The organism is Mesorhizobium sp. M1E.F.Ca.ET.063.01.1.1 (genome assembly GCF_003998155.1).
In the GTDB taxonomy this organism is placed as follows: domain Bacteria; phylum Pseudomonadota; class Alphaproteobacteria; order Rhizobiales; family Rhizobiaceae; genus Mesorhizobium.
In genome coordinates, this window is sequence record NZ_RZSC01001746.1 from 1 (window position 1) to 397 (window position 397).

At 62.7% G+C, this 397-nt stretch carries 1 protein-coding gene; it reads left to right on the forward strand.

What is annotated here, in order from left to right:
* A partial coding sequence (locus tag EOA29_RS40715; protein ID WP_281061168.1) for an RHO alpha subunit C-terminal catalytic domain-containing protein occupies positions 1-397 on the forward strand: 397 nt, incomplete at both ends.

The window sequence follows — 397 nt, forward strand, 5'->3', positions numbered from 1 at the left end:
GTCCTGGGGCATCTGGACGCAAAAGTCGCCGGTCAACTGGAAGTCGGTGCGCGACGTCGACAACGAAGGCTATCACGTCGCCATGGCGCATCCTGCGCTGCAGGATCTCTATGGTGCGACTTATTTCGACGAGCCCTTCGTCAACGGCGTGTCGCGCTCCTTCGCCACCTACAACCCGCATGCCGGACGGCGCTGGAGCGTGCGCGAATACATCAAGCTCGCGCCCGACGCCTCGCACCTGCCGGAGCACCTGCGCAAGGCCTGGATCTATTACGGCATCTTCCCCAACAACGCGCTGTCGATCATGCCGGAATCCGTGCAGTTCTATCAGGAGTTCCCGTTGTCGACCGGCGAGACGCTGCTGCGCGGCGCGATCTACCGCTACAAGGACGAGCTG